The organism is Spirosoma foliorum, assembly GCF_014117325.1.
GTDB classification, from domain to species: domain Bacteria; phylum Bacteroidota; class Bacteroidia; order Cytophagales; family Spirosomataceae; genus Spirosoma; species Spirosoma foliorum.
Genome location: NZ_CP059732.1, coordinates 5,331,891 through 5,357,971, shown reverse-complemented (window position 1 = coordinate 5,357,971; position 26,081 = coordinate 5,331,891). Strand labels below are relative to the sequence as shown.

The following is a 26,081-nucleotide window of genomic DNA, read 5'->3' as shown; positions in this document are numbered from 1 at the left end:
TGATAACAATATTAACCGAATCGTTCTGGCTCTGGCAATTTCTGGGCCGTTTACATCCGCTAATCGTTCATTTTCCGGTTAGTCTTTTATGCATCGCCTTGCTGCTCGAAGCGGTTGGTTGGTTTCGCAAATCGACCGATATGCAGGCGGGTATCCGGGCAATGGTCTGGGTTGGGGCCATCAGTTCAGTGGTGGCCGCAGCGCTGGGTCTGTTGCTGGTAAATCAGGACGATTACGGCGGAGATACAGTAACTATTCACCAATGGTCAGGGCTGGCAACGATGGTCCTGGCCATTGGAACAGTACTTGCCTTGCGTAGCGGTCGTCTGGAATTGTATCGGGGCTTGTTGATTGTAACAGTCGTTGGGGTTAGTCTGGCGGGTCATTACGGCGCGATGCTTACGCATGGCGACGACTACCTAAGTAGCGTGTTGCCCTTCGGTAAAGGAGGTGGTAGTAGTCCAATAGGGGAGGAGTCGAAATTCGCTTTTGCTAGTGCCACGGCTGGCCAACCCTTGAACGACAAGCAGATTGCTGACCTGAATCTGGAAGTTCGGTCGATTCTGGCGCACAATTGCTACAGTTGCCATAGTGCGACCAAAACCAAAGGTGGCTTGCGGCTGGATAAAAAGGAGTTCGTTATGAAAGGCGGGGAGAATGGCGAGATTCTGGTGCCCGGTCATCCCGAAAAGAGTGATATTATTCGGCGCATCAAACTGCCTGCTGGTGATGAAGACGCGATGCCCACCAAAGGAAAACGCCTAAGCGAACACGATGTCGCTCTGCTTGAATTCTGGATTCAGCAGGGGGCTCCCTGGCCTAGTGGTGCCGAAAAAAGCATTTATAGAGTAGCCGAATTGGAGCCACGCTTACCTGTCCCTCCTGAAGCTCCGGCGGGTATTACGAACCCTATTGATCGGTTTGTGACTGTTTACTTCCAGCAACATAAACTGGCCTGGAAAAGCGTCGTGGATGATCGAACGTACATGCGCCGGGTATATCTGGATGTAGTAGGATTGATCCCATCACCTGAAAAATTAAAAGCTTTTGAAGCTGACCCAAGACCAAACAAGCGAGAGATTTTGGTTAATGAATTGCTTGGCCGAAATGTCGATTACGCGCAGCATTGGTTAACATTTTGGAACGATGCGCTCCGCAATGATTATACCGGAACCGGCTACATTACGGGGGGGGCGATTCGATATCACAAACTGGCTTTATACCTCACTGAAAAATAATAAACCTTACAATCAGTTCGTCCGGGAACTCGTTAGCCCAACCAAAGAGTCGGCGGGGTTTATTAAAGGCATTAAGTGGCGGGGTACCATCAATTCGAGCCAACGGACGGAGATGCAGGCGGCTCAAAACGTGTCGCAGGTATTGTTGGGGTTGAACCTGAAATGCGCTTCCTGCCACGACAGTTTTATCAGTGACTGGAAACTGGCCGACGCCTACGCGTTCGCCAACATATTTGCCGATACCACACTGGAAATCAATCGCTGCGACAAGCCTACAGGTAAATTGGCCGGTACCAAAATCATCTTCGAAAAGCTGGGAACGATCAACGGAAAAGCTACTACCGACGAACGACTCAAAGAACTGGCGAATTTTCTGGTACAACCCAAAGATGGTCGATTGTATCGTACAGTTGTGAATCGGATTTGGGCGCAGGTGATGGGCAGGGGTATTATTGAACCCGTCGATATGATGGATAACGAACCCTGGAGTCAAGATTTGATTGACTGGCTGGCGTCTGATTTTGCCATGAATGGCTACGACATCAAGAAGCTGATTTTCACCATTCTGACCTCCAAAACATATCAATTGCCTTCCGTTGGCCTGAAAGATGCTGACCTGATTACGTCTCCCAATTTCGTGTTTCAGGGCATGGTACGTCGTCGGCTCACGGCCGAGCAATTTGCCGATGCAGTTAGCCTGGCGTTTAGCCCGATCTACGTGGATACGTCTATTGTGGAGAAGCAGTTTCCCAAACAACTCAAGAAAGAAATGCCGTTCCCAAGGGCGTCGTTGGTGAAAAATGATCCATTCCTAACGGCGCTGGGCCGCCCGAATCGAGAAACGGTCAGTACCAGCCGGTCGTCGCAGGCGAACCTGTTGCAGGCACTGGAACTGACCAATGGCGAGAAATTCAACGACGCCCTTAAGCGAGGTGCCCAGCAATGGAAAGTCACCTATCCGAATCCAGATGCCTTAGTGAAAAACTTATACTGGAAAGCCTTAGGCCGTGAGCCAAAACCAAACGAGCTAACTATTGCGCAGAAAATTATTGGCAAAAATCCAACGACAGAAGGCATTCAGGATCTGGTCTGGGCCATTAGCCTGCATCCGGAATTTCAGTTAATTTATTGACATAGCCGTGGTGACAGGGGCTCTGATGTGATGTCAGGTTCTTTAACCTGACATTGGTAGGTTTCTCAAAACCTACTGTTCGCACCGTTCGGTTTTGAGAAACCTCACTGTGTCGGTTATAAGTAACCGACACCACAAAGGCCGTAGGAACCTGACATCAAGTAAAAAATAATACGAACCACCTTATAACTCCCTAATGTACAAGCCGCAGGCAGAAGTACTTTAGAGAGCACAACGACATGAAAACGTACTGGAATAGACGGGAGTTTTTACAGAAAACAAGTGCGGCTACGATGGCCGCTTTTGCGGCTGGTGCTCCTATGTCGAGTCTTTTGTCGGGTTGCAGTCCGTCGAAGAAACCGGGTCAAACAAACGGTACCGCCGACACCGTAATTCTGCTTTGGATGGCGGGCGGCATGGCGCATACTGAAACCTTTGACCCTAAGCGCTATACACCCTTCACAAAGGGCATGGAAGGCAATCGGGTGCTGAGTACGTTCAAGTCAGTGCCGACAGTACTGGATGGTATTCACTTTTCGGAAGGACTTGAATCCATTGGCAAGGTGATGGATAAGGGCACCCTGATACGGTCGTATGTAGCGGCTGATATGGGGCATATTCTGCACTCGCGTCATCAGTATCATTGGCACACCTGCTATGAGCCGCCCCAAACGGTAGCGGCTCCGCATCTGGGTTCCTGGATTGCGAAAGAACTCGGTTCCAAAAATCCAGTGATTCCTGCCTTTGTCGATATTGGTCAGCGGTTTACGGTAGGTGAAGCTGAAGAACTAAAAGCGTTTCATACAGCGGGTTTTCTAGGCAATGAATTTGGGCCTTTCTTTATCCCCGACCCCAGTCAGGGTCTGGAAAGCGTTCGGCCACCCGTTGGGATGGATGCGAAACGGTTTGAGCGACGGAACCAACTCTACAACGACCTGATCAGCAATGGACCGATGGGGGAATTTGGCAGCGATTACCAGAAAGAGTCACTTAAACGGTCGATGGAGCAGGCGTATATGTTGCTCAATTCTCCCGAAGCCAAGGCGTTTGATCTGAGCCAGGAACCTAAAGCGAGCTATGATATCTACAATACCGGTAAATTCGGACTAGGCTGTCTGCTCGCCCGTCGACTTACCGAACAGGGTGCCCGGTTCATCAGTGTGACGACAGAGTACGAGCCGTTTAAGGGCTGGGACACGCACGAGAATGGACACACACGCCTGGAGGATATGAAAAAACAGATCGACGGCCCTATTGCGCAACTCATTAAGGATCTGGATAAAACCGGACATCTGGATCGTACCATCGTCATTCTGGCCAGTGAATTTAGTCGGGATATGATGGTGGAAGGGCGACCCGGAGCCAAAGTGTTGGAACAGGTCAATCAACCGGATATTCTGTCGGATCTAAAGTTTTACGGCATGCATCGCCATTTTACAGATGGGTGTTCGATTCTAATGTTTGGCGGAGGAATTAAAAAAGGCTTCGTTTACGGTAAAACTGCTGATGAGCGTCCGTGCAAAACCATTGAAAATCCGGTTCATATCGATGGGATTCACCAAACGATTTATCACGCATTGGGCATCCCACCCGATACGCATTACGAAGTGGAGAAGCGCCCGTTTTATTCGACGCCAGATGGGCTGGGAAAACCCGTTATGGACTTGTTGATCTGATGGCGCAGGATGGCGCGCGGCTCTAGCCTCGTGCCTATTATTCCCCGGCCTCTGGCCGAAATAAATTAGCTGAAAATCGGCCAGAGGCCGGAGAATAGTCGGCACGAGGCTGGAGCCTCGCGCCATCTCTAAACAAATCGTTGTTATGCGAATAAGTCCATACTATTTGCTGGCTGTGATTGCAGGGTTTGTGTGGTACATGCAATCCTGCGCAACTAGTTCAGCTAATCACAGTGGGTCGGAAGCTATTCCAGAGGTGGTTAGCTATAACTTCGATATCCGCCCTATTCTTTCGGACAAATGCCTGGCCTGTCATGGTCCCGATGCGAACAAACGCGAAGCTGGACTACGGCTCGATATGGCCGAAAGTGCTTATAAAGCTCTGAAAGAACACCCATCGGCTCATGCACTGGTACCCGGCAAACCCGAACTGTCGGAAGTGTTTTTGCGAATTAGCTCGACCGACACGGCGATGATGATGCCCCCGCCTTCGTCGAATCTGAAACTATCAGCTCGTGAAATAAAGTTGATCGAGAAATGGATTCAGCAAGGGGCGACCTACGAGAAACACTGGGCGTTTGTAGCCCCCAAGAAACCGGCTCTTCCAACTGTAAAAGAAACCGACTGGCCCAAAAACGAAATTGACTATTTCATCTTGCAAAAGCAGGAAGAGAAGGGCTTAAAGCCCAATGATGAAGCTGATAAAGAACGATTGCTGAAACGCTTGAGTTTCGATTTAGTCGGGTTGCCACCTAGTCTGCAACTAATGGACAGTTTTCTAGCTGACAAGAGTGCCAACGCTTATGAGAAAGCTGTCGATCAGTTACTGAAAAATCCGGCTTACGGCGAAAAAATGGCGTTGCATTGGCTTGATCTGGCTCGTTATGCCGATTCGCACGGGTATCAGGATGATGGCTACCGAACGCAGTGGCCCTGGCGCGATTGGGTGATTCATGCATTCAACAAAAACATGCATTACAACGATTTCGTGACCTGGCAGCTGGCGGGCGATTTGATGCCAAACTCTACTAAAGAGCAGTTGCTCGCGACGGGTTTCAACCGGAATCACAAAATAACCGAAGAAGGAGGCACGATTCCCGAAGAATACCGAACCATGTATGTGACCGACCGAACTGACCTGTTGGGTAAAGGCTTATTAGGCGTAACCATCGAATGCGCGCATTGCCACGATCACAAATACGACCCGTTTCCTCAGAAAGAATATTACCAGCTCTTTGCCTTCTTCAATAATGTGAAGGAAGTGGGTATCGAGTCGGTGATTGGTGGGCCGGATACCTATGCCAAGAAACCACTGATGGAAATCTGCGATGAAGACATTCAAAGCATTTTGTCGTTCGTCAATAAGCGGGATACCAATCGGCTGATTGTGTCGGTGATGGGTGATTTGGATACGACTCGCAAAACGTTTTTGCTGAAACGCGGAGCCTATGATGCGCCGGGCGAAGAAGTTCAGGTTGGGACACCTACGGCAATTCTTCCGTTCAATCCAAGCTATCCCAAAAATCGGTTAGGGCTATCTAAATGGATGTTCGACAAAAAGAACCCGCTCACGGCTCGTGTGTATGTCAATCATTTATGGCAGGAGTTTTTCGGGAAAGGCATCGTGAAAACGTCCGGTGATTTCGGCATGCAGGGTGACCTCCCCACGCACCCCGCTTTACTCGACTGGCTGGCCGTCGATTTTATGGAACATGGCTGGGATATCAAACGGCTGGTCAAGCAGATGGTGACTTCGGCTACCTACCGACAATCGGCCGTGATAACGCCCGAAAAACTGGCCACTGACCCAGACAACGTACTTCTGGCGCGTGGCCCTCGCTACCGAATTCAGGCTGAGTTTATCAAAGATTTAGTCCTGAGCAGTAGCGGATTATTAAACCCAACCATTGGCGGGCCGAGTGTAAAACCGTATCAACCTGCGGGTTTGTGGGAAGGCGCTACATCAGGGCGTGGCCTGCTTTCTGCTTACAATCAGGATCATGGGTCCAGCCTGTATCGACGGGGGATATATACGCTCATTAAACGAACCGTTCCTCCACCGTCAATGGCGATTTTCGATGCCAGCAACCGCGATCTCTGCGAGGTTCGACGCTTGAAAACCAACACGCCGTTGCAGGCGTTGGTCATGCTCAACGACCCAACCGTACTGGAAGCGTCGCGAGTGTTGGCGGCTAGGTTATTGCAGGAAAATAGTGCTGTGAACGATAAGATCAGCAAGGCGTTCCGCCTGATCGTGAGTCGGCAACCAAACAAAAAAGAAACCGAACTGCTAACGGCCTATTACGAAAAGGAACTGAAAAAGCTTACGCCAGCCAGTACGGAGAGATCGCTGGCAGTGGGTGAATATCTAATTCCGGCTCGTATCGATAAGAAAAAACTGGCTGCTCTGATGCGAGTTGTAACGACGATTTATAATCTGGAAGAAACCATCACAAAGTCTTGATAAACAGAACGCTGATGGTTATGATTTTTGAGATAAAAATTAAGACCTTTTTATAACTGCATCCTCGGTCTGTGTCCTCACAGAACGCTTTGACATAAGCTGAATTACAGGCGTTCTGTGAGGACACAGACCGAGGATGCAGCTAAATCATATTTGATCATATTGATCATAAAATCAGCGTTCTAGTTGCCAACTGCTATGGAAAAAGAAATTCTCGAACACGGTCTGAATTTTAACCGGCGTCGTTTCCTCTCCCGATTGAGTTTGGGCTTGGGCAGCGCGGCCCTGGGTTCGTTGCTGATTCCTGATCTGTTCAGCGGAAACGGAATGAGCGAAGACGGGCTAACCCCCGGAATTCCCCATTTTGCGCCAAAGGCAAAACGGGTGATTTACCTGTTCCAGAATGGAGCACCCTCGCAACAGGAACTGTTTGATTATAAGCCCAAACTGCGGGAAATGATGGGGCAGGAGATACCCCCTTCTGTTCGCGGGACGCAACGCCTGACGGGTATGACAGCCAATCAGAAGCAATTCCCGTTGGTGGGCTCGTTTGTCGATTTCAAGCAGTATGGCCAGTCGCGGGCGTGGGTGAGTGACCTGTTTCCATATACAGCCAAAATTGTGGATGACCTTTGCATTGTGAAGTCCATGTTCACGGAGGCTATTAATCACGATCCAGCGCTCACGTTTTTGCAGACGGGTTCGCAGCAGGGAAATCGACCTAGTATGGGTTCCTGGTTGAGCTACGGACTAGGTAATGAAAATAAGAATCTGCCCAATTTTACGGTATTGCTATCGCGGGGAATTGGTAATGGACAGGGCGTTTATTCCAAGCTATGGTCGAATGGGTTTCTGGATTCCATTCACCAGGGCGTTCAGTTTAGCAAGGGCGAAGACCCCGTTTTGTATCTCCGCGATCCCGATGGTATGAATCGGCAGGATCGCCGGGACATGCTCGATAATCTGGCGCAGCTCAATGATTTATCGTATCAGGAGTTTGGTGATCCAGAAATAACCGCCAAAGTGAAGCAGTACGAGATGGCGTACCGGATGCAAACCGCCGTGCCTGAAGTCATGGATTTATCAAAGGAGCCCGACGATATTATCAAACTTTATGGTCCTGATTGTTTGGTGCCCGGCACCTTTGCTGCCAATTGCCTACTAGCCAGAAAGCTATCCGAAAACGGGGTTCGATTTGTTCAGTTGTACCACCAGGGCTGGGATCAGCACGGGAACCTTCCGTTCGAGATTGCCAAGCAGGCGAAAGACGTCGATCAGGCATCAGCCGCTTTAGTTACCGATCTAAAACAGCGGGGTTTGCTCGACGAAACACTGGTGATTTGGGGTGGGGAGTTTGGCCGCACCAGCTATACGCAAGGCAAACTGACTAAAGACAATTACGGTCGGGATCATCACCCACGTTGCTTCACGATCTGGATGGCGGGCGGTGGTATCAAACCCGGCATTGTGTACGGCGAAACCGACGAAATGGGGTATAATATCGTCAAAGACCCTGTGCACGTGCATGATTTCCAGGCTACAGTGTTGAATCAAATGGGCCTCAACCATGAGAAACTGATCTTCAAACACCTGGGCCGTCGGTATCGGCTGACGGATGTTTCGGGGAAAGTGGTACATGATATTATTGCGTAATTATGGCGCGAGTATTTACTCGTGTCTTTTAATGAAGTCAGTATTCACTGACGCAAGCGAATGCTTGCTGAATAAATAGGCACGGGTAAATACCCGCGCCAGATCATTAGCTCCTTACCTTCAATTTTAAAATGAATAAACGGCTGATTGGAGTAGCGGAACAGGCGTTGTTTGCCTCGACAATCTTCATCGTATTTCTATTGCTGTTCAGCACCCGTTTCGTCGTACCTATCTGGCTACAGCCGCTAGGACGAATGCATCCGCTGTTGCTTCATTTCCCGATTGTGATTTTGTTGCTGGCCATGATTATGGAGGCTTTTCGCTTTCGGATGACCAGTGCTGCAAATCCCGCCGTTTCGGAGTTTTACCGTGATTTTCTGAATAGCCTATTGCTGGTGGGCGCTTTATCGGCTGGGATTACAGTCATTATGGGTCTGTTTTTGGCTAAGGAAGATGGCTATAGTGGCCAGGCGCTTTCATGGCATAAATGGACCGGTGTGGGTATCTTTTTTCTGGCAACGCTGGTGTACTGGATACGAAACAAATCCTGGTATACTACTCGAATTGCCCAGGTCAGTGCTGTGACAACAATTCTTTTTTTAATCGGTGCCGGGCATTATGGGGCAACGCTGACTCACGGCGATAATTTCCTCTTCGAACCAATCAGTAACCAGTTCAAACCCGCTCCCGTTTCGCTCGATAAGGCGCTGGTGTACGCCGATGTAATTCAACCTATTTTTGAGCAAAAGTGCGTTAGTTGTCATAATCCCGATAAACTAAAAGGACAGCTAAATCTGGCTTCGGTTGAGGCTATGCTGAAAGGTGGAAAAACGGGTAAGTTGTTTGTTGCTGGGAAACCCGATATAAGCTTGTTACTGCAACGAATTCACCTGCCACTGGATGAGAAAAAACACATGCCACCATCCGGCAAAACCCAGCTTACACCGCAGGAAGTAATGTTGTTGTCGTTATGGGTGAAAAATAACGCTGATGTTAAAAAGCGTGTAATCGATCTGCCCGCTAACGACTCGTTACGTTTTATCGCAGCGGGCTTATTTAAACCCAGCGAGCAAACCGAAGAGTTTGATTTTGATGCGGCTGATGAGGAAACTGTTAAGAGCCTGAATAATGATTACCGCACCGTGGCTCCGTTGGCGAAAGAATCCCCAGCTCTGGCGGTGAATCTGTATAACAAGTCGGCCTTTACACCCGAAAAATTAACAGAACTGAGTCCGGTTAAACAACAGGTTGTCTATCTGAATCTCAATAAGATGCCCGTAAAGGATGCTGATTTAAAACGAATTGGCGAGTTTGAAAACCTTCAGAAACTAGATCTTAATTTTACGGATATTACAGGGGCAAGTTTAGGCGATTTATCCGCTTTAAAACAGCTACAAACATTATCGTTAGCGGGTACAGGTGTTACATACGATGTCTTACAGAAACAGCTTAGTGGCTTCAAAAGCCTGAAAACGCTGGCGGTCTGGAATACAAAATTGACGACAGACCAAATTGGTCAATTACAGAAAGCGAATAAGCATATTCAGTTCATTGCTGGATTCGATGGAGCGAGTAGTGAGCCTATCAAACTGAATCCGCCACAAGTAAAAAACAGCTCAACTATATTTGGTCAGTCGCTTACTTTGCAACTAAAACACCCCGTTAAAGGTGTTGAAATCCGTTTTACGACTGATGGTTCGGAACCCGACAGTATTCATTCGCCAATCTTCAACGGTCAGACGGTACTCAATCAACCAACACAGATAAAGGCAAAGGCATATAAAGCCGGTTGGTTCGGAAGTAATATGGCCACGTTTGATTTCTATAAAAGCAGCTTTAAGCCCGATAGCGTTAATCTGTTACTGCCATTAAATCCTGTACATCAGGCAGATGGCGCTCATACGTTTTTCGATGGTAAGCTGGGTACATTCAATGCCAATAGCCCGGCCTGGGCAAATAACTGGGCGGGGTTCCGGAAAAACGACATGGCGCTGGTGTCCGAATTTAAGAAGCCAGTTACGGTCAACTCAGTTGCTTTGCGGATCATGGTCGAGGAGGAAACCAGCATTTTCCCGCCGAGCGTAATTGAGATTTGGGGAGGGGACAAGCGAGATCAGATGAAGCTACTGGGTACCCTCAAACCTGAACAACCCACCAAGAAAATTCCCCCTGTGTTGAAATCAGTGGAATGCCGATTTAAATCACAAACCGTCTCTTTCTTAAAGATTATCGCAAAGCCTGTCAAACAAATTCCGGACTGGCACCCGAATAAAGGAAACAACGCCTTATTGCTTGTTGATGAGGTATTTATCAATTGAACGTAGCTGATTTATTCCCCAACCATTCTTAATGATTATACTATAATGTGCCTGCTCGACAGGCATAGATAATCTCTTGTTTACTAACCATCGGACCAATTAATAAATATATAATAGATAATTTTTATAAATAATTGTACGAAGTGTGGGTAGGTATGGGAAAGTTGGTGGTAGTTGATTGGTAATATTTGGCCATGAAACTGACTTTTCCTCAGGATAGTTGGTCGAGCTAACCTTATTACCTATCTAATACTTTTATGAAAAAACTTTATCAGTTGGTGGCACTATGCCTGCTGACGGGCTCTTTCACGAGCTTCGCTCAGGTGCCCAAAGCCGTGCTATCGGAGCACACTCGTCCCACCGATTTACTGGCGAGAAACACCACGAATCCTCACACTGAAGCGACTGCAGACGTTACCGTATCGGGTAAAGTAGTTGATGAAAAGGGAGCCGGATTACCGGGCGTAAGTGTCATTGTAAAAGGTAGCACTCAGGGTACCAACACCGACGCAAGCGGGAGTTTCAAACTTGTAGCGCCTAGTACCAGTTCGGTACTGGTGTTTAGCTTTGTTGGATATGCGCGTAAAGAAGTACTGATTGGTAATCAAACGTCGGTAAATGTAACACTGACACCTGATGATCAGACTCTGAACGAAGTCGTTGTTGTTGGTTACGGTAGTCAGTTGAAAAAAGAAATCACGGGTGCTGTACAAACCGTAAGCGCGGCAGAAATTAAAGATTTACCCGTATCGCAGATTGGCCAAAAACTGCAAGGCCGTCTGGCAGGTGTGCAAATCAACCAGGCCACTGGTAAACCAGGTCAGGGTATCAGTATTCGTATCCGGGGGCAGGTATCAGTTTCGGCTGGTAGTGACCCGCTTTACGTAGTCGATGGTTTCCCAATCACGGGCAACATTGCCCAACTTAACCCTGATGAGATTGAAGATCTCTCGATTTTGAAAGATGCTGCTTCAACTTCTCTCTATGGTTCGCGGGCAGCTAACGGAGTTGTGCTGATTACCACCAAAAAAGGGAAACCTGGTCAGACAAACATTAGCTTTAACACATTTGCAGGTGTACAGCAGGTGCCGATGAAAGGTCGGGTGAAAATGTTGAATGCTGTTCAGTTTGCTCAGTTTAAGAAAGAATATTACGAAGACCAGTTGCAGGCTGTACCGGTCGAGTTTCAAAATCCATCTCAATACGAAGGGAAAAATAACGACTGGTATGACGCTTTACTGCGAGTTGCGCCTATTCAGAGCTACAACCTCAGTATTTCCAGCAACACAGGTAAGTCCAATACATCCTTGGTAGCTGGTGTTTTGAATCAGGATGGGGTAGTGCTTAACAATAATTACAAACGGTACTCACTACGTCTGAACTCAAATTACAATATATCGGATCGAGTAACGATTGGCTTTAACGTCGCACCTTCCTATGTATACGACAATACACCCCGGACTGATGGTGACCGCGGAACCGGGATTTTGTTTAACGCCCTGCACACATGGCCAGTTATGCCTATTTACGATGCGAATGGCGAGCTAACTAAATTCAACCAGTTCCCAGCTAGTACAGGTAATATTTTCCAGTATCCAAACTGGGTGCGGGCTGCTAAGGAACTGATCAATGAGACCAAGAATACAAACTTGCTGGCAAACGCTTATATCCAATATCGGCCGATCACAGGATTAACCCTTCGGTCGACGATGAACATCGAATATCAGAATTCTAAATTCTTCTTCTTTAACCCGTCGACAGCCACCAGCGCTATCAACGTACCCATTCCAACCACCGCTGTTTCGATTCGTCAGGGATTGGAAAATACGTCCTGGCTGAACGAAAACTTAGCTACCTATAGCCGTAGCTTTAACGATCACAACTTCGAGTTGCTGGCTGGTTTTACTAATCAGTACTATCGTCAGGAGTTTAGTCGGATTCAGGCTGATACGTATGCCGATGATCGGCTGCCAACAATTCAGGGAGCACTTAATATAAACCGGGGTGGTACAAACAATGGCATCAACCAATGGGCATTGACTTCTTACCTGTCTCGTTTGACCTATAACTATAAAGGCAAATACCTGTTTACGGCGGCTGTTCGTACGGATGGTTCGTCTCGTTTTGGCGCCAATAATAAGTTTGGTACGTTCCCATCAGCTTCGGTGGGCTGGGTAGTATCAGACGAAGATTTCATGAAATCAGTGCTACCCGTTTCGTTTGCCAAAGTTCGGGCTAGTTATGGCGTAATCGGTAATAACAACATCGGTAACTACACATCGTATGCGTTGGTGAACAATACAACCAATGCCGTATTTGGTAGCACGGTTGCTACGGGAGCTGTTGTCACATCGCTGGCTAACCCAAATCTGGGCTGGGAAACGACAAAGCAGTTCGACATTGGTCTTGATCTGGGTTTATTGAACGATCGTATCCAGTTCATTTACGATTTTTATACAAAGCGGACAACCAACCTGCTGTATAACGTACAGGTGCCACAGGAATCCGGCTTTGTTAACTTCCCTGATAACATTGGAGAGATTAAGTTCTGGGGGCATGAATTCTCGCTGACGACCAAAAACTCAGTAGGTAAACTGAAATGGACAACCAACGCCAACATTTCATTTAACCGTAACCAGGTTGTATCGCTGGCTCCTGGTATTGATCGGGTATACGGTGGTACGGGCTTCCATATTACACAGGTTGGTAAGCCTTTCGGCCAATTCTATGGTCTGGTTAAAGAGGGGTATTACATGACTGCGGAAGAGCTTAAGAGTTCTCCGGTCATTCCTGGTCGTTCGGCTATTGGTACCATCAAATTTAAAGACATAAACGGCGATGGTGTTATTACGAATGGTGGTGATGCTGATGACCGGACTATTCTTGGTAGCCCATTCCCCAAATTCACCTACGGGATTACCAATGACCTGAAATACGGCAATTTCGATTTCTCGATCACGGGGTCTGGCTCCTACGGTAACCAGCTTTGGGTTCGCCACTTATATAGCACCGCTAACCTGGATGCTGTATTCAACATGGTTGAAGGCGTAAAAGACCGTTTCCGAGTTCAGAATTCCATGATCAATGGTGTTGGCGTAGCAACCACCGTGATTACTCCAGGGGCAGGTATGTTTGGGGCAACGAACAACGGTGGTAACTACACCGGTATTGAGCGTGACTGGCATAGCTCGCAGTTCCTGGCTGACGCGTCGTTTTTCACGATCAAAAACATAACGCTGGGCTATAACATTGGAGCGGTCAACAAGCTCTTCAAATCGGCTCGCGTATACGCGTCGGTTCAGCAGGTCTATATATTCACGAAATATTGGGGTGGCCCGAATCCAGAAACTAGTGGTAACGGTGCAGGCGATGGCCCAGGCGACAATTTGAGCCAGGGGGTTGATTTCTCGAACTACCCAGTTCCACGTACGTATACCATGGGCGTCAACCTTAATTTCTAAATGAATAATGTGAAATGGATAATGAACAATGACTCCAAGTTCATGACATGGTGTAGAAGTAAATTCGTTTATTATCCATTTTACATTATTCATTATTCGTTTACTTAACTAATTGTAAATCAATGAAAAATAGATATATAGCGACCTGGCTTTTAGCACTTGCCTTAACCGGTTGCAGCAAAGATTTCCTGACCGTAGTTCCCGAAACGGCGCTGAGCTCAGCTACGTTTTTCAAAACCGAAGCCGACTTTCAGCAGGCTGTCAATGGGGCTTATGTACCCTTTCGGCAGATGTATAACGAGCGAGCCTGGGTTTTAGAGGAAATGCACTCCGATAATACCTATTATGCCCGTAATACACTCTATGGAGCGGTTGACCCAACCGAAAACGTGGCTGATTTTGCCGTTCCAACAGCTAATGGTGTTACGGCCAATGATAACGTATTGGTACAGTATCGACTGAACTACGTGATTATTGCCCGTGCCAATCAGATTCTGTCGCTTATCGACGGCGCCGGGATAACGTTTTCTTCGGATGCGTCAAAAAATAACCTGAAGGGGCAAGCTCTGTTTCTGAGAGCTTTCGCCTACTTCGATCTGGTTCGTTTGTTCGGTAAAGTCCCCTTGCATTTAGTGCCAGTTACCGGTCGTGAAGATGCGGCCTTACCTCTGGCTACAACAGACGCGATCTACGCTCAGATTGAAAAAGATGCGCTTGCTGCCAGCACAGGCTTACAAAGTAAAGCTGCACAAGCCGCAACGGATCTTGGTCGGGCTACATCGGGAGCGGCTAAAACCCTGTTGGCAAACCTGTATATCACACAGAAAAAATGGGCGCAGGCTGAAGCAGTCCTGAAAACGATTGATGGTTATACACTACAGGCCGACTATAACAACGCCTTTTCGTTTACCAGCACCAATAAGAATAATTCGGAGTCGATATTTGAAATTCAGTATATGGAAGGTTCGGCTGGCTATAACGGTAACCAGATTTATCGGTTCCTGCCTTCGCCGATCTCTGCTGCCGAGATAGCGCCTATTGTTGGCACATCGAACCCACAACCAACATCTCAGGAGAGTAATAATATTCCGACGCCAGATCTGATTGCTGCCTACGAAACCGGCGATAAGCGGAAAGATATTTCTATCGGTTATGTAACATTAAGCGGAAGCTTGCGAGCTGACAAAACGTATCCGTACATCAAAAAATACGCACGGGTACACTCTTTGAACCAAAATACTGGTCAGAACTGGCCCGTATATCGCTACGCTGAGGTGCTGTTGTTCCTGGCAGAGTCGTTAAACGAGCAAGGTAAAACGGGTGAGGCTGCTCCTTATCTGAATCAGGTACGGACCCGTGCAGGACTGGCAGCCACAACGGCATCGTCTCAGGCCGATATGCGGGAAGCTATTTTCAAAGAAAGACGTGTTGAGCTTGCCTTCGAGAACAAACGCTGGTTCGATTTGACCCGGACAGGCCGCGTGAAGGAAATCATTGGTGCGTATGGGGCTAAAGTAAAAGCGAATCCGGCGGCCTATTATTTCCCAGCGGGTGCAGTTCCACCACCAAACGCATTCACGGTTCTGGATGATTATTATGGCCTGCCTGCTGTTGAGGCTGCCCTAACACCGAATTTTTAATTTTTAAATTCAGTAATCAGACTAAGCATGTATCAAGAGGGTGTGACCCTATCGGGGTCAAATGTCTATAGAGACAATTATTAGCTATAAACATCTGACCCCGATGGGGTCACACCCTCTGACAACTTAGTGCCGTATTAGTTTGAAAATATGTATACCACTTGATAGCCGCTTTGTCTCTGTCAGAGGTATATATACAAAAACAGTCATTTAGTTAAACATAGGTTGGTAAGACTAAATCAATAGAAGCAGAATCGTTTCGGCTCTGCTTCTTTTCTTTCCTCTACCAGCCTCGAAAAAGCCGGTATATTGCCCTCTAAAGGCGCTTTATGCATAGATTGTCCGCTTTACCATCCGACTAACCGCCAACCCGGCACGATATTAACTTACTTACTCAATACGATTATGTTTTTTACCTACAGACCAGCCAAGTTGATGCTTGCCGTTTCGGCCATCGTTCTGATTGGGGCCTCCTGGGTTAATATGCGCGGAGTGTCATCCGAGGCAACCAAGGCCGACAACCCCAGGCTCGACAAACTGAAACTGTTGCCCGGCTTCAAAGCTGAGCATCTTTACAGTCCCTCCGACAATAAACAGGGTTCCTGGGTGTCTATGGCTTTTGATAACAAGGGCCGTATGATCACCTCCGATCAGTATGGTTTTTTGTATCGGTTGGAATTGCCACCTATCGGTTCTGGTGTACAGCAGCCTAAAATTGAAAAACTGAAAGTTGGAAACGTTCAACCAGGCGATACCACAGTAGGTATGGGTTATGCGCAGGGCTTGTTGTATGCTTTCAACAGCCTCTATGTAATGGTGAACAACCGGGAGAATAAAAACTTCGGGAAAGGGAGCGGCCTTTATCGCCTTCAGGATAAAGACGGCGATGATCAATTTGAGACCGTAACTCTTCTGAAATCACTGAAAGGAGAAGGTGAGCATGGTCCACACAGCATAAAACTCTCGCCCGATGGCAAGTCGCTGTACCTCATGTGTGGTAATTTCACGGACGTCCCTAAAATGGACGCTTATCGGTTACCACCCGTTTGGAAAGAAGATAACCTATTTCCCGCCATTAAAGACCCTCGTGGACACGCTACCGATCGGATGGCGCCGGGTGGTTGGCTAGCCAAAATCGATCCTGATGGACAGAAGTGGGAGTTGATGGGCGCTGGTTTCCGGAACACCTTCGACTTCGATTTTAACGATGCTGGCGATGTAATTGGTTACGATTCGGACATGGAGTGGGATTTCGGTCTGCCCTGGTATAAGCCAACCCGTATTTGCCACATCACGAGTGGAGCTGAATTTGGCTGGCGTACAGCTGCCAGCAACTGGTCGCCCACGTTTGCCGATTGTTTGCCTGCTGTTTTAAATATGGGCCAAGGCTCTCCGACGGGTGTGTTTGCCGGTAGAGGAGCACGTTTCCCTCAGAAATACCAGAAAGCCGTCTATGCATTCGACTGGAGTTTCGGCATTATGTATGCCGTTCACCTACAGCCTCAGGGGTCGACCTATAGTGCTACAGCCGAAGAGTTTATCTCTGGATCACCACTGCCATTAACCGATGGTCTGGTGGGTCCCGATGGCGCGGTTTATTTCTTAACGGGTGGTCGCCGACTGGAGTCCGATCTGTACCGGGTTACGTACACAGGTACGGAGTCGGTAGCGGCTAATACGCAGGCACCAACCCTCACTCCTGAACATCAGATTAGAACGAAACTGGAGCAATATCACGGTGACCCAATGGCTGGTGCTATTGAAGCTGCCTGGCCATACCTGAACCATCCAGATCGCTTTATTCGCTATGCCGCTCGCATTGCCGTTGAACATCAGCCCGTTAGTCAGTGGCAGGCCAAGGCACTCGCCGAAACCGATCCCGTACGCGCTACCTATGCTATCATCGCATTAGCTCGTCATGGTGATCCAGCCCTGAAAAGCCAGATGTTGAATACCCTTCTGAAGATCAAATTTGATCCGCTTACCGAGACCCAACAACTGGATGTAATGCGAGCTATCGAACTCGTATGTACGCGTGCTGGGTTGCCAGAAGGAGCTGATAAAGCAAAGGTAATTGCGTATCTGAGTCCACGTTATCCAGCTAAAACAGCGGTATTGAATCGCGCTTATAGCAAGTTGCTGATCTCATTTGACGCTCCAGGTGTGATTGAGAAAACCTTAGCTCTGCTCGATAAAAATAATGAAGATATAGGGCCCGTGGGTGGTCAGACAGTTACTGCGTCGAGTGACCTGATTTTACGTAACCCTCAGTACGGACTTGATATCGCCAAAATGCTGGAAAAACTTCCCCCAGCTCAGCAAACTTACTACGCCACCATGTTGAGTAGCGCCAATACAGGCTGGACGCCAGCCCTGTGGGATCGGTATTTTTCCTGGTTTGCTAAAGCGTTCAAATATCAGGGTGGCCGCAGCTACATTGGCTTCATTGACAAAGCTCGTAAGCTGGCCCTGAATCACGTACCGAAAGATCAGTTTGAAAAGTACAATAAACTATCGGGAGCCGATTTACTGACTGCATCCGGGAATGATATTGTTAGTGATTATTCGCCTAAAGGCCCTGGTCGTCAATGGAAACTGGAAAAAGCCGTCGCGATTGTTGATAGTGGATCAGGAACTCGTGACTTTGCTACGGGTCAAAAAATCTACTCGGCTATCTTGTGCAGCCGTTGCCATTCGATGGGTGGTCAAGGTGGGGATATCGGTCCTGACCTGACACAACTAGGCACTCGATTCTCCAACAAGGATATTCTGGAAGCGATAATCAATCCTAACAAGGCTGTTTCTGATCAGTATGCATCTACTATTTTCTACCTGAAAAATGGACAGTCTGTGCTTGGTCGGTTAGTTAGTGAAGACAAGGTGAATTACTCTATTTCTCAGAATCCGTTTGCGCCAGATCAACTTCGTAAGGTTCCCAAAAGCACTGTGACGTCGAAAAAATATTCGACAGAGTCGGTTATGCTTCCCGGTCTGATCAATAGCCTGAACGGTGATGAATTAAAGGATTTGATTGCCTATCTGAAAGCGGGTGGCAATCAGAATAACGATGTATATAAGGCAGGCTCGAAAGGGAAATAATAAGTAGCTCGGACATCCTGTCCGCATAGCCGTAGATAAAACAACCTATGCTATGCGGACAGGATGTCCGCGCTACAAAACTAAAATTGACATGCTAAAAAGAAGAAATCTCAACTTTATCCAGCTAGGATTACTACTGGCGGTTATGACGACCGCTGGGATCAATACATCCTGCGTCGCACAAAAAAAGAAAGATGGCTTTGTTCAGATTTTTGACGGAAAAACGCTGAAAGGCTGGGACGGTGATCCAACCTACTGGCGTGTCGAAAATGGCAATCTGGTTGGCGAAATAACGCCAGCTACGCTACTGAAAACCAACTCGTTCATTATCTGGAAAGGGGGAGAGCCCGGCGATTTTGAGTTCACAGGCGAGTTCAATATCACGCAGGATGGTAACTCAGGGATCAACTATCGTAGTGACCAACTGACTGATGTTCCTTTTGCTCTACGAGGGTATCAGGCCGACATCGATGGGAAAATCCGTTACACAGGCCAGAACTACGAAGAACGGAAACGAACAACACTCGCGTATCGGGGACAGAAAACAACCATTCCACCTTATACAGGACCAGCAACACCCGAAGGTGTCCGCGCTAACGTGAAAAACAATGCCTGGAGCGGATTGACCGTGACAGGTTCATTAGGCAGCTCCGACTCATTAAAAACGCTGATTAAAAGCGAAGACTGGAACACCTTCCGGTTAGTCATCAAAGGCAACCGTTTACAGCACTACATCAATGACGTGCTCATGAGTGAAGTGACTGATGAAGACACAGTCAACGGCAAATCCAAAGGTCTTTTAGGCGTACAGGTACACGTGGGCCCACCCATGAAAGTGCAATACCGGAATTTGATGCTGAAACAGTTGTAGTTTCGGTTTACGGTTTATGGTTTACGGTGGCTGATGTACAAGCAAAACACTCGCGTCAGCCACCGTAAACCGTAAACCGTAAACAATAAACCTAGAAATTCATTTTGACTCAACAATCCTGGACAGATAAAGTCTCTAATCCGGCCCAGATCGGCGGTATCGAAACGTCGGTGCTGGATAACGGATCGGGCCGTGGTACCCGAATTGCGTGGATAAACACCGGAACGGGCCTGCGGTACAAAGTGGTCATCGACCGCGTAATGGACATTGCCGACGCCTTTTATAACCAACATAGTCTGGCCTGGCTCAGTCACACGGGAGTAACACCACCCCAACCCTTTTCGGATAAGGGGATCGACTGGCTTCGGACATTTGGTGGCGGCTTACTTACCACCTGCGGCCTCTCGCATGTAGGCGGTCCCGAACAGGATGCTTATGGCGAACGCGGATTGCATGGGCAAATAAGTAACTGCCCCGCCGAAATCGAATCCATTATCCAGCCCGATCCACTGTTGGGCAGGTTGGAAATGAGTATTACCGGCCGAATCAAGGAAACGAAGATTTTCGGACCTAGTCTGGAACTACGTCGGACCATCTCCGGTACACTGGGCCAGCCATTTCTTCGGATTCACGATGAGGTGATCAACCGGGGCAATACAGCTGTACCGCACATGCTGCTCTACCATTTCAATTTCGGTTGGCCACTGGTCGATGAAGGAACCGATATTATCTGGAAGGGAGATTGGCAAACGCGCGAAGGTGGTATCAATGCCGACATATTTCGGGAGGGTAACGACTTCCGTAAATGCCCCGCTCCGTTAGATACGCACAGTGGAACAGGCGAAGCCGTTGCCTCTATTGATTGTACCCCCGATAGTGCTGGCCAATGCACAGCTGGTTTGCATAATGCCAAGCTAGGCATTGCGATGGCGCTACGGTTTCAGAAAGCGCAGTTGCCCTGGCTGATCAATTGGCAGCATTGGGGAAAAGGTGAGTATGTAACAGGCCTGGAACCAGCAACTAACTCGCTGATTGGACAAGCTAAGGCTCGGGAACAGAACGAATTGTTGTTTCTGGCACCGGGCGAGCGTAAATCTTATGATTTAGAAATCGAAATTTTACATGAGAAAGACGCTATAACTGCCTTTCTCTCCTAATATCGTTAAGCTGATTATTAATAAACCTGTATGGAAACAACGCCAGCACTCAGTGTAATTGAAAAAGCATTAGAACAAGGAAAAGGAGTTTTACGCCTAACCCCAACCTGGGTACCCCGGTCGTTTTGCGTACCAGGCCGTCGGATTAAGCTGCATCCAGATGATTACTATGTATTAGGTGGTGAGCGGGGCGGTATCGACGAACGTTGGTTCTCTTCAACTACGCCTGCTAAAAACGGACCACTAACAGGCGAAAACGAAGGCCTGAGCCACGTAGTTTTCAACGACGAAGGCAAAGAAGTTCAATTCCTGTTGAAAGACGCCGTAAGTGAGTTGAAAGGCGAATTGATTGGCGACCGTTTGTGGGATGAGTACGGTGCCTGGCCAATGTATTCTAAGTTTTTCGATAACATGGGTCCGCTGCCACACCACCTGCACCACAACGATGAGCAGGCTGCCCTGATTGGTCAGTTGGGTAAACCCGAGGCCTATTATTTCCCACCACAAGTGAATAACCACGGTGGCGATTTCCCGTATACGTTCATCGGTATTGCACCCGGTACATCGAAAGAACAGATCAAAGAGTGCCTGCAAAACTTCACCAAAGGCGATAACAAAATCACTAACTACTCATCGGCCTATCGACTGGAGCCAGGAACGGGCTGGGATGTACCACCGGGATTGCTTCACGCGCCCGGAAGCATGTGTACCTACGAGCCGCAGAAAGCGTCTGACGTTTTCGCCATGTACCAGTCGCTGGTGAACGAAGCCATTATTCCCGAAGAGTTGCTTTGGAACGGTACGCCTAAAGAGCGTATCGGTGATTACGATCAATTGATGGAGGCAATCGACTGGGACTTGAATACCGATCCGCAAATGATGGCCAACCGGTTCATGAAACCACTACCGGTTCGGGATGTGGAAGAAATGAACGCAGCCGGATACAGCGAAGTATGGGTTTGCTACAAGTCGGATGCCTTCAGCGCCAAGGAGTTAACGGTATTGCCTGGTCAGACGGTAACCATCAAAGATAGTGCTGCTTACGGTCTGATTATGATGCAGGGCCACGGCAAACTAAACGATTGGGACATCGAAACACCAACCATGATTCGGTACGGACAGTTGACCAACGATGAGTTTTTTGTGAGCGAAAAAGCGGCTCTGGAAGGCGTTGTCATTGTTAACCAATCAACGACTGACCCCATTGTGATGCTGAAGCACTTTGGACCAAGCAATCCAGATTTAGTACTTTAAAGAAGTTTGAGGTTTGCAGTTTGAGGTTTGAAGTTGATAGCTGTTCACAACTACGAACTTCAAACCTCAAACTGCAAACACCTACCTTAAACCATACTTTCATGAACGAGAATAATTATCCTAAACTCCACAACGCCATGTGGCCGGGGGTTGTTGGCAAAGGCCCCGATTCCGAACCTGTTGTTGGCTTCGATACCATGCTGGAACTGACAGCGGGTGCTGAAGTGGATGGCGTGAAATTCGACGGCGTCGATCTGGCTCTTTTCGAGCATATCGATGTGAATATATCGGACGATGAGATCAAACGACTGGCCGATAAAGTAGGCGGTTATAACCTGAAAATTGGTTCGCTGGTGGCGCCAATCTGGGGTGGTCCAGCGATGGGTAGCAAAGAAGATCGCGCCAACTTTGTTGAGATGGTTCGCAAATCCTGCCATATCGGCCAGAAACTCACCGAACTCGGAATTCGCCCCAGTGGTGTTGTGCGTATCGACTCGGCCAGTTCTCCGCATGATTGGGACGCTGATCCGACCGGAAACACCAAATTGATTGCCCAAACCTTCCGCGAAGCCTGCGATGTAGCGGCTGAATATGGTGAAAAACTGGCGGCCGAGGGGGAAATCTGCTGGGGCGGTATGCACAGTTGGAAAACCATGCTCGAAACGCTGGAATTGGTTGATCGACCAAACATGGGCTTCCAGGCCGACATGGCGCATACATTGCTGTACACAATGGGCTACAACCGCGAACAGGATCGTATTTTACCGCCTGACTTCGACTGGAGCGACCGGGCTACGCTGGAAGAAGCGCTCAAGACCTTAACGAATGCATTGCGCCCTTGGACTATCGACTTCCACGTCGCCCAAAACGACGGAACAGTCTTTGGCTCCGGTTCGCACGATAAAACGGGCCGTCACTGCCAGGCATTAGACCCCAATGGCAAACTCGATGTTGTTCATGATGCAGGTTACTGGCTGCGCGACGAAAATGGCGTTCTGACCAAAGCGTTCAAACACATCTGCTGGGATGGCTGTATGTTCCCGAATTCGGTGATGACAAACCAGCAGACCTGGAACGATATTCTGGCGACCATGATCAAAGTCCGCCAAGCACACGGCTGGTACGAGGCTTAAAAATAATTTATGGATTACGGTTTATGGTTTACGGTTGGCTGACGCGAACAATGCTGGCGTCAGCCAACCGTAAACCATAAACCGTAATCCGAAAACCAAACAACATGTCAACTAAAAAAGAACTACGAATTGGTTTAGTCGGTACAGGATTCATGGGCCGAACACACTCCAACGGCTATAATCGAGTCCCTAATTTCTTCCCTGATCTGGAATACACGCCGGTTTTGAAAGCCGTCTGTTCCCGTAATGCTGCGAAAGTGCAAGCATTTGCCGACCAATGGGGCTATGAATCTATCGAAACTGATTGGAAGGTGCTGGTTGCTCGAGATGATATCGACGCAATCGACATTTGCACACCTAATGATTCGCACGCCGAAATCGCCATTGCGGCTGCTAAAGCGGGCAAAATGATCCTCTGCGAAAAGCCGCTAGCCCGGACCGTTGCCGAAGCGCAACAGATGGTTGATGCCGTTAAGGAAGCCGGTGTTGCCAATACGGTTTGGTATAACTACCGTCGCATTCCAGCCGTTTCGTTGGCGAAACAGATTATCGATTCGGGTAAACTGGGCAAGATTTTCCATTACCGCGCTAACTTCCTGCAGGACTGGACAATTAGTGCCGAGGTTCCACAAGGTGGTGCAGGTACCTGGCGTATGGACGTTGAAGCTGCCGGTTCTGGCGTAACAGGCGACCTGCTGGCTCACTGTATCGATACCGCTATGTGGCTGAACGGCACCATCAAAGACGTATCGGCGGTTACCGAAACCTTCGTGAAAGAACGGTTTCACCAGGGAACGGGGAAAGTAGAACCCGTTGGTATTGATGACGCCTGTATCTTCCATTGTCATTTCGATAATGGCTCGTTAGGTCTGTTCGAATCGACACGCTATGCCCGTGGTCACAAGGCGTTGTATACGCTTGAAATCAACGGTGAAAATGCTTCGATCCGTTGGGATTTGCATGACCTGAACCGCCTGGAATATTTCGATCATTCTGACGAGAGTATTGTGCGCGGGTGGCGCTCAATCCACGTAACGGACGGTGACCAGCCCTATATGGATAAATGGTGGGTGCCCGGTTTAGGCATTGGTTATGAACACAGTTTCATTCACCAGGTAGCTGATTTCCTGAAAAGCCTCGAAACGGGTGCCCCTTGCTCGCCAAACTTCCAGGATTCGCTGGAAACCCAGAAAGTCTGCGAAGCCGTGCTGGAATCGGCAGCATCCAGAAGCTGGAAGGACACGGGTGTTGAAGAATTCACGCAGTAAAAACCTTATTAATCTCGTAGGGATGACCTGTCAATAGTAAAGAGATTGCCGAATCAATATAGCGCCGTAGGTGCGACCTAATTGTTAATCAAATTAGGTCGCACCTACGGCGCTATGGATAAATGGTCGTGAGATTTTGCTATTAACAGACCGGACCTACGGCCCTTTTCATTAGATTTATCTCCGTTAATACCAGCTATGGCTTCTCCCCAAGACTACATCCTTCAGGTACGTGGACTGACGAAAATCTTCGCGGGTGTGGTGGCCTTGGACGACGTTCAACTGAACATCCGTAGGGGAGAGGTTCATGCCTTGATGGGAGAAAATGGAGCTGGGAAGTCTACGCTGATGAAGCTTCTGATTGGACTCCTGAAACCTGATGCTGGTGAAATCAGTTTTGATGGCAACGACCTAACCGCTAGTCATGTCAGAGAGGTGATTAAGCAGGGCATTTCCATGATTCATCAGGAGATGCTGGTCGTTCCTGAATTGACGGTCGCACAAAATATCTTCTTGGGTCGAGAAGCAAAAGGAAAGCTGTTCAGCTGGTTAAACGACCGGACTATAACAGAGCAGGCAGGCCAACTCCTTCGGCAAATGGGCGTAAACATACGTCCTGATACCCAGATGAAATACCTCAGTGTGGCGCAGATGCAGATGGTTGAAATTGCCAAAGCTATCTCAAACAACGCCAAGGTCATCATCATGGACGAACCCACATCGGCCTTGTCTGATAAAGAAGTGGCGACCCTGTTCGGTATCATTAGCGATCTGAAAAAGAAGGGCGTTGCCATTATTTATATCTCCCACAAAATGGAGGAGATTTTCGCCATTGCGGATACCATTACGGTGCTTCGGGATGGAAAATACGTGGCCACCAAACCAGCTGCCGAACTTGATATACATACCCTGATTACGATGATGGTGGGTCGTGAGATCGACACGCTCTTCCCCGACTCCACAGCCCAATCGGGCAAAGAAGTACTATTAGTAAAGCACTTGAGCCGAAACGGCAAATTCTCTGACATCAATTTCGTGGTTCACGAAGGCGAAGTACTGGGTATTGCTGGCCTAATGGGAGCGGGGCGGACCGAGGTGGCCTGCGCCATTTATGGCCTTGATCCCGCCGACAGTGGTGAGCTATTCATAAAGGGAGAAAAGGTCACGATAAATACACCACAGGATGCCATTCGGCATGGTATCGGCTACGTTAGTGAAGATCGTAAACAATTTGGTTTCATTCCTCACCTGTCGGTTCGGGAAAACATTACCCTGACCACGTTGCCCAAGTATGCAAAAGGGCTTTTGGTTCAGGCAAAAAGTGAATCGGAGGTCGCCGGCGCAATGATGACGAACCTGCGAATCAAAGCGTCCAGTCTTGATCAACCGGTTTTACAACTTAGTGGAGGAAATCAGCAGAAGGTAGTCATCGGTAAAATTCTGCTTTCTTCTCCATCGCTCATCATCCTTGATGAACCAACCCGAGGTATTGACATTGGTGCTAAGGCTGAAATTTATAAACTCATCAATCAACTGAAAGAATCTGGTACTGCAATCATCCTGATCTCATCCGAACTCCCCGAACTGCTCGGCATGAGTGATCGGATACTTGTTTTGTCGCAGGGAAAACAAACTGCACTCTTTTCAACGAAAGAGGCCACACAAGAAACGATCATGCACTATGCAATGGAGCAGTAAATGATTCTGGTGATTCTAT

At 48.2% G+C, this 26,081-nt stretch carries 13 protein-coding genes and 1 pseudogene; all 14 read left to right on the top strand.

Features of this window, described 5'->3' with window-relative positions; translation table 11 throughout:
* Window positions 1-2 precede the first annotated feature (2 nt).
* Window positions 3-2,370: pseudogene (locus H3H32_RS22725) on the top strand (DUF1549 domain-containing protein).
* Window positions 2,371-2,609: 239 nt separating this feature from the next.
* Window positions 2,610-4,046, top strand: a complete 1,437-nt coding sequence (locus H3H32_RS22720; RefSeq protein WP_182457904.1) for a DUF1501 domain-containing protein — start codon at window positions 2,610-2,612, stop codon at window positions 4,044-4,046.
* Window positions 4,047-4,245: 199 nt separating this feature from the next.
* The gene (locus tag H3H32_RS22715; protein WP_374191852.1) at window positions 4,246-6,510 is read left to right on the top strand and encodes a PSD1 and planctomycete cytochrome C domain-containing protein; all 2,265 of its coding nucleotides are present in this window, start codon (window positions 4,246-4,248) and stop codon (window positions 6,508-6,510) included.
* 198 nt (window positions 6,511-6,708) lie between these two features.
* Entirely contained in the window at window positions 6,709-8,163 is a 1,455-nt protein-coding gene (locus H3H32_RS22710) for a DUF1501 domain-containing protein (protein WP_182457902.1), read from the top strand.
* Window positions 8,164-8,294: 131 nt separating this feature from the next.
* Entirely contained in the window at window positions 8,295-10,481 is a 2,187-nt protein-coding gene (locus tag H3H32_RS22705; RefSeq protein ID WP_182457901.1) for a c-type cytochrome domain-containing protein, read from the top strand.
* 257 nt (window positions 10,482-10,738) lie between these two features.
* Window positions 10,739-13,942: a SusC/RagA family TonB-linked outer membrane protein gene (locus H3H32_RS22700; protein WP_182457900.1), complete on the top strand. Its 3,204-nt coding sequence runs from the start codon at window positions 10,739-10,741 to the stop codon at window positions 13,940-13,942.
* A 122-nt stretch (window positions 13,943-14,064) separates the two neighbouring features.
* Window positions 14,065-15,582 carry a RagB/SusD family nutrient uptake outer membrane protein gene (locus H3H32_RS22695; RefSeq protein WP_182457899.1) on the top strand — a complete coding sequence of 506 codons (1,518 nt, stop codon included), beginning with the start codon at window positions 14,065-14,067 and terminating at the stop codon, window positions 15,580-15,582.
* A gap of 405 nt (window positions 15,583-15,987) precedes the next feature.
* Window positions 15,988-18,681 carry a c-type cytochrome gene (locus H3H32_RS22690; protein ID WP_182457898.1) on the top strand — a complete coding sequence of 898 codons (2,694 nt, stop codon included), beginning with the start codon at window positions 15,988-15,990 and terminating at the stop codon, window positions 18,679-18,681.
* A 91-nt stretch (window positions 18,682-18,772) separates the two neighbouring features.
* Window positions 18,773-19,552 (top strand): 3-keto-disaccharide hydrolase, encoded by a 780-nt coding sequence (locus H3H32_RS22685; protein ID WP_182457897.1) that lies wholly within the window; start codon window positions 18,773-18,775, stop codon window positions 19,550-19,552.
* A 104-nt stretch (window positions 19,553-19,656) separates the two neighbouring features.
* On the top strand, window positions 19,657-20,709 hold the full coding sequence (locus tag H3H32_RS22680) for an aldose 1-epimerase family protein (protein WP_182457896.1): 1,053 nt from the start codon (window positions 19,657-19,659) through the stop codon (window positions 20,707-20,709).
* A gap of 30 nt (window positions 20,710-20,739) precedes the next feature.
* Window positions 20,740-21,963, top strand: coding sequence for a class I mannose-6-phosphate isomerase (locus H3H32_RS22675; RefSeq protein ID WP_182457895.1), 1,224 nt, complete (start codon window positions 20,740-20,742; stop codon window positions 21,961-21,963).
* Window positions 21,964-22,064: 101 nt separating this feature from the next.
* Window positions 22,065-23,096 carry a sugar phosphate isomerase/epimerase family protein gene (locus H3H32_RS22670; RefSeq protein ID WP_182457894.1) on the top strand — a complete coding sequence of 344 codons (1,032 nt, stop codon included), beginning with the start codon at window positions 22,065-22,067 and terminating at the stop codon, window positions 23,094-23,096.
* A 104-nt stretch (window positions 23,097-23,200) separates the two neighbouring features.
* A complete protein-coding gene (locus H3H32_RS22665; RefSeq protein WP_182457893.1) occupies window positions 23,201-24,364 on the top strand; it encodes a Gfo/Idh/MocA family protein in 1,164 nt (387 codons plus the stop codon).
* A 198-nt stretch (window positions 24,365-24,562) separates the two neighbouring features.
* Window positions 24,563-26,062, top strand: coding sequence for a sugar ABC transporter ATP-binding protein (locus H3H32_RS22660; protein WP_182457892.1), 1,500 nt, complete (start codon window positions 24,563-24,565; stop codon window positions 26,060-26,062).
* Window positions 26,063-26,081: the final 19 nt, after the last annotated feature.